At 72.8% G+C, this 5,331-nt stretch carries 6 protein-coding genes and 1 tRNA gene; 2 read left to right on the top strand and 5 right to left on the bottom strand.

The genetic code is table 11. From position 1 onward, the window contains the following. Nucleotides 1-91: 91 nt before the first annotated feature. From G5C65_RS30560 to G5C65_RS30545, 4 genes are all read right to left on the bottom strand, one after another. Nucleotides 92-436, bottom strand: a complete 345-nt coding sequence (locus tag G5C65_RS30560; protein ID WP_165302297.1) for a rhodanese-like domain-containing protein — start codon at nt 434-436, stop codon at nt 92-94. Between the two features lie 15 nt (nt 437-451). Further along, entirely contained in the window at nt 452-1,264 is an 813-nt protein-coding gene (locus G5C65_RS30555) for a J domain-containing protein (RefSeq protein WP_165302296.1), read from the bottom strand. 112 nt (nt 1,265-1,376) lie between these two features. Further along, the gene (locus G5C65_RS30550) at nt 1,377-2,801 is read right to left on the bottom strand and encodes a DUF2252 domain-containing protein (protein ID WP_165302295.1); all 1,425 of its coding nucleotides are present in this window, start codon (nt 2,799-2,801) and stop codon (nt 1,377-1,379) included. 46 nt (nt 2,802-2,847) lie between these two features. Further along, complete coding sequence (locus G5C65_RS30545; RefSeq protein ID WP_165302294.1) at nt 2,848-3,237, bottom strand: winged helix-turn-helix transcriptional regulator; 390 nt, start codon at nt 3,235-3,237, stop codon at nt 2,848-2,850. Nucleotides 3,238-3,348: 111 nt separating this feature from the next. On the opposite strand from G5C65_RS30545, the gene G5C65_RS30540 reads away from it, so the two are divergent. Continuing rightward, nucleotides 3,349-4,002: an FMN-dependent NADH-azoreductase gene (locus G5C65_RS30540; RefSeq protein WP_165302293.1), complete on the top strand. Its 654-nt coding sequence runs from the start codon at nt 3,349-3,351 to the stop codon at nt 4,000-4,002. Between the two features lie 363 nt (nt 4,003-4,365). On the opposite strand, the gene G5C65_RS30535 is transcribed toward G5C65_RS30540, so the two are convergent. Continuing rightward, a tRNA-Leu gene (locus tag G5C65_RS30535) sits at nt 4,366-4,452 on the bottom strand. 347 nt (nt 4,453-4,799) lie between these two features. Here G5C65_RS30535 and G5C65_RS30530 point away from each other — a divergent pair. Next, a partial coding sequence (locus G5C65_RS30530; RefSeq protein WP_338146743.1) for a DUF3662 domain-containing protein occupies nt 4,800-5,331 on the top strand: 532 nt, incomplete at its 3' end.

The raw sequence follows: 5,331 nt of genomic DNA, 5'->3' as shown, positions 1-5,331 counted from the left end.
CTGATAGGCGGCTCCGCCGCGGGGCGCTCGCCGCCCCTGCTCCCCCGGCGCACCCCGCCGGACCCGGCAAGGCCCGGAGCCCCGCCCCGGTCTACTGGAGGACGAATGCCTCGTCGCCGTCGCCCACCAGGGGCCGGCCGGCGCGCTCCCAGGCCAGCATGCCGCCGTCCACGTTCACCGCGTCGTAGCCCTGCTGCGCCAGATACGCCGCGACCTGCGCCGACCGTCCGCCCACTCGGCAGACGACATAGATCCGCTCACTGCCGCCGACCCGCTCCTCCAGCTCGCTCAGCCGCGCGACGAAGTCACTCATCGGGATGTGCAGCGCGCCCTCGGCGCGCCCGGCGGCCCACTCGTCGTCCTCCCGGACGTCCAGCAGCAGCCCGTCCGCGGGGACCGACGCCACGTCCACCACGGGAACCTGAATGGAGTTCACCAGTCCAACCTCACTTCAGTCCTGTACCTGCGTCAGACGGGCCAGCTCCCGTTCACGCTCGGCCACCTTGCCGAGCAGCTGCTCGGCGATCTCGTCCAACAGGGCGTCCGGGTCCTCCGGCGCCATCTTCAGCATCGCGCCTATGGCGCTCTCCTCCAGCTCCGCCGCGCGCGCCGCCAGCATCTCCTTGCGCTGGGCCAGCCACTCCAGCCGCGCGTACAGCTCCTCGCTGCGCAGCAGCTCGGCCACCGGCTCCGGCAGCGGGCCCGCCTCCCACTCCTCGGCGAGCGCGGTGAGCGCGGCCAGATCCCCGTCGGCGTACGCCTTGTTCACCCGGACGAGAAAGGCTTCGCGGCGCTCCCGCTCCGCGTCGTCCTGGGCGAGGTCGGGGTGGGCCCTGCGGACGAGGTCGCGGTACGCCTTGCGGGTCTCCTCGGTGGGCCGTACCCGGCTGGGCGGGCTGACCGGCTGCTCGTTGAGCATGGCCTGCGCCTCGGGCAGCATGCCGTCGGAGTCGATCCAGCCGAAGAACAGCTCCTCGACGCGCGGCATCGGCAGTACCGCGCCCCGTGCCTCGGCGGCCCTGCGGATGTCCTCCGGGTCGCCGGTGCGGGCGGCGACGGCCTCGGCGACCTGTGCGTCCAGCTCGTCGAGCCGGGCGTACATCGGGCCCAGTCGCTGGTGGTGCAGCCGGGAGAAGTTCTCGACCTCGATCCGGAAGGTCTCCACCGCGATCTCGTACTCGATCAGGGCGGCCTCGGCGGTCCGCACCGCCTTCTCCAGCCGCTCGCTGCCGGGGGTCGCGTCCGCGTCGGGGGTGGCGTTCATCAGCTCCACCCTACGGCCGTCCGGCGCGTGGTGCCGGGCAGGGGCAGCCCTCGGCTGCGCGAAGCCGCACGGGGAAGAGATCTCTGCCCCTTCGGGCTGTCGCGGCCGACGCTCACACCCCCAGCTCGGCCGGGATGCTGCCGGTGCGCACCGCCGCGACGAGCGCCGCGTGGTCCGCCTCCGTACGGTCCGCGTAGGCCACGGCGAAGTCCGCCACCGCCTCGTCCAGTTGCGTGCCCTTGCCGCAGTACCCCGCGACGGCGCGCGGGTCGGCGCTGTGCGAGTGGGCGCGGGCCAGCAGGGCGCCGGTCATCCGCGCGTAGTCGTCGAGCTGGTCGGCGGGGAGGGCCGCGGGGTCGACGCTGCCCTTGCGGTTGCGGAACTGGCGCACCTGGTACGCCCGCCCCTCCACCGTCGTCCAGCCCAGCAGCACATCCGAGACGACCTGCATCCGCCGCTGCCCCTGCACCACGCGCCGCCCCTCGTGCGCCACCGGTGCGGCCGGGAAGCCCGCCCGCTCCACATGCGGCAGCAGCGCCGAGGGCCGCGCCTCCTTCACCTGGAGCACCAGCGGCTCGCCGCGGTGGTCGAGGAGCAGCACCACATACGAGCGGGTGCCCACGCTGCCCGTCCCCACCACGCGGAACGCCACGTCGTGCACCGCGTGCCGGGCCAGCAGCGGAAGCCGGTCCTCCGGCAGTGTGTCCAGGTAGCCGGCCAGGGACGCGGCGACGGCCGCGGCCTCCCCGTCCGGCACCCGGCGCAGCACGGGCGGCGCGTCCACGAAGACGCGCCCGCCGTCGGCCCGCCCCTCGGTGGACTTGGCCGCGAACCGGGCGCTGGTGTTGCGCCGCGCCTTCTCGCTGACCCGTTCCAGGGTGCCGAGCAGGTCGTGCGCGTCGGCGTGGGAGACCAGTTCCTCGTCGGCGATCGCGTTCCACGCCTCGGTGGCCGGCAGCCCGGCGAGCAGCCGCATCGTGTGGCGGTAGGCGCCCGCGGCGTCGCGGGCCGCCGTGCGGCAGACGTCCTCGTCGGCGCCCGCCTCGCGCCCGGCCAGCACATGGGAGACGGCGAGCCGCTTGAGGTCCCACTCCCAGGGGCCGGTGGCGGTCTCGTCGAAGTCGTTGAGGTCGATGATCAGGCCGCCGCGGGCGTCGCCGTAGAGGCCGAAGTTGGCGGCGTGCGCGTCGCCGCAGAGCTGTGCGGCGAGGCCGCTGACGGGGGTGCCGTGGGCCAGGTCGTACGCCATCAGCGCGGCCGATCCGCGCAGGAACGCGAACGGGGTGGCCGCCATCCGCCCGACCCTGATCGGCGCCAGCTCGGGCAGCCGTCCGGCGCCCGAGGCGCGCACCGCGTCCACCGGGTCCGGGCGCGCGCCGTGCACCGCGAACCGCCGGTGCGCCTCGCGCGGGACGCTCCCGCGCAGCGCCTTGCCCGCGCGCTTCGGCGACTCCGTACGCGGCCAGGGCGCGAAGCCCCGCACCGCCGGGATCCGCGGTCCTTCCGCACGTGCGGCGTCGCCTGCTGTGTCCGTCATCCATCCCCCCGACTGCGCGCCCGCTCCCGGCCCGGTCCGGAGCGGCTCAGCCCCGGAACTCCTGCGGGCACTTCCCCGAGGCGCCCGGCAGATTCTCCTCCGCCCAGCGCGTCAGCTCGACCATGGCGGGCCGGATCGCCTGTCCGGCCTCCGTCAGACCGTAGCTGACCCGCAGCGGCGGACCGTCCTCGACCGTCCGGATGACCAGCCCGAGCGCGGCCAGCTCGGTCAGCCGGTCGGAGAGCATCCGCTCGCTGATGCCGGGAACGGAGCGGCGCAGCTCGGTGAAGTGGCCGGGACCGTTCATCAGTGCGGCCAGGATCAGGCCGGTCCAGCGCTTGCCGAGCAGGTGGAAGACACGGGTGAGCCCGACGTCGGGCTCGGTGCAGGCGTCGCCGGGGGAGCGCTCATGGGGCTGTTCCTCTAGCTCTGGCATGCCTTCAGGGTACTGCCCTCACGACAGCGGATGAAAAAAGGTAAGCTACTGTGTTATACATAGCGACGCAGGAAACCTCTCCCGCTTACAACTTACAAGGAGACCCTCACCATGGCCACGCTGCTGCACATCGACTCCTCCGTGTATCCGCAGGAAGGCTCCGTCTCGCGCGATGTCGCGGCGTCCTTCCGCCGGAGCTGGGAGGAGAACCACCCGGGCGGCTCGGTGATCTACCGCGACCTGGGCAGCGACCCGATCCCGCATCTGCAGGGCTCGGCCGCCGTCGCCGGGTTCATCGACCCCGCCCAGCGCACCCCGGAGCAGGCCGCGGCGTTCGAGCTGCGCGAGCAGCTCACCCGCGAGCTGGAGCAGGCGGACGCGCTGCTGATAGGCGCCCCGATGTACAACTACACGATCCCCTCCACCCTCAAGGCGTGGCTGGACCACGTGATCGTCATGGGCCGGACCTACGGCACGGAGAGCCCCTCGGCGGCGGGCAAGCCGGCGACGGTCGTCGCCAGCCGCGGCGGGGGCTACGGGCCGGGCACCCCGCGCGAGAGCTACGAGTTCGTCCTCACCTACCTGGACAAGGTGCTGGGCGAGGGCGGCTTCGGCCTCGATGTGCAGTACATCGTGCCGGAGCTCACCCTGGCGGAGAGCAACCCGGCCATGGCCGGCCTGGTCGACACGGCCCGTGCGTCCCGCGCCCGCGCTCACCAGGAGGCCGAGTCCCGGGGCAAGACCCTGGCCACGAGCCTGGTCTGAGCATCACCGAGCACGTTCGCCCAGGCCGCGAGCGTGGCACACGGGAACCTCCCCGCGCACCGCTCGCGGCCCGCGCCGCGGGGCACCGGCCCCAGCGTGGACGCCGGCGCCGGTGCCCTCCTGGACCCCGTCGGCAACGCGATATATCGCTCAGGGAAGGGACCGAAAGCCTCCCCTTCGGGCACCTCGCGGTCGCTCTCCGCGCGCCTACGTTCCCCGATGTACGCCAAGCGCGACACCGTGCGCAGCGCGGGCACCGGGCACCGGGCGCCCGAGTCCGCCCGTGCCGCCCGGTGCCCGCTCAAGCCCCGACAAGAAAAGCCCCTCCGGCCACGTTTCCGCTGGCCAGAGGGGCTTCCTCGATGGTGCGCGAGGGGGGAGTTGAACCCCCACGTCCTTTCGGACACTGGAACCTGAATCCAGCGCGTCTGCCTATTCCGCCACCCGCGCATTGGGTGTGTCGCCAGTCCCGCGGTGGGCGCCTGCCGACATCCAGAAGATTAGCACGCTGCCGGGGGTGGACTCACATCCCTATTCGAGCGCACCGCGAGACACCCGCCCCGGAGGGTCTTACGATCCATGCAAGGCTGGGGCCGTGGAATGCAGCACTGTGAGGGGCAACACTTGGGCACAGGGCCCCAGCAGGGAACCAGTCGATATCCCCGCGCGTGGATACGATCAGTAAGCAGTACCGCTGACGCGGCATGCGCGCGCCCGGGGGACACTGGGACCGGGGGACACTGGGAGACGCACCAGGGCCGCACTAGGCCCGAGGGCATCTGGGAAGGAGGTGCACCGTGGGAGTTCTGAAGCGCTTCGAGCAGCGACTCGAAGGTCTCGTCAACGGCACCTTCGCGAAGGTGTTCAAGTCCGAAGTCCAGCCCGTGGAGATCGCGGGCGCCCTCCAGCGCGAATGCGACAACAACGCCACGATCTGGAACCGCGAGCGGACCGTCGTCCCCAACGACTTCATCGTGGAGCTGAGCGCCCCCGACTACGAGCGCCTCAGCCCTTACTCCGGCCAGCTCGGTGACGAACTCTCCAGCATGGTCCGCGACTACGCCAAGCAGCAGCGGTACACGTTCATGGGTCCCATCAAGGTCCACCTGGAGAAGGCGGAGGACCTCGACACCGGGCTGTACCGGGTCCGCAGCCGCACGCTCGCCTCCAGCACCTCGCAGGCGCCGCAGGGCGGCGGACCGCAGAGCGGCGGCCCGCAGGGCGGCGGACCGCAGGGCGCCCGGGGCGGCGGCGGTGCCGTGACCGCGGTGCCCGGAGCGTCCGGCGGCCCGGGTGCCGGTGCGGGCGGCTACCCTCCTCCTCCCGCCG

It is taken from the genome of Streptomyces boncukensis (assembly GCF_011045075.1).
In the GTDB taxonomy this organism is placed as follows: domain Bacteria; phylum Actinomycetota; class Actinomycetes; order Streptomycetales; family Streptomycetaceae; genus Streptomyces; species Streptomyces boncukensis.
Note: the sequence above shows the minus strand (reverse complement) of the source record. Positions and strands in the feature narration are given on the sequence as shown.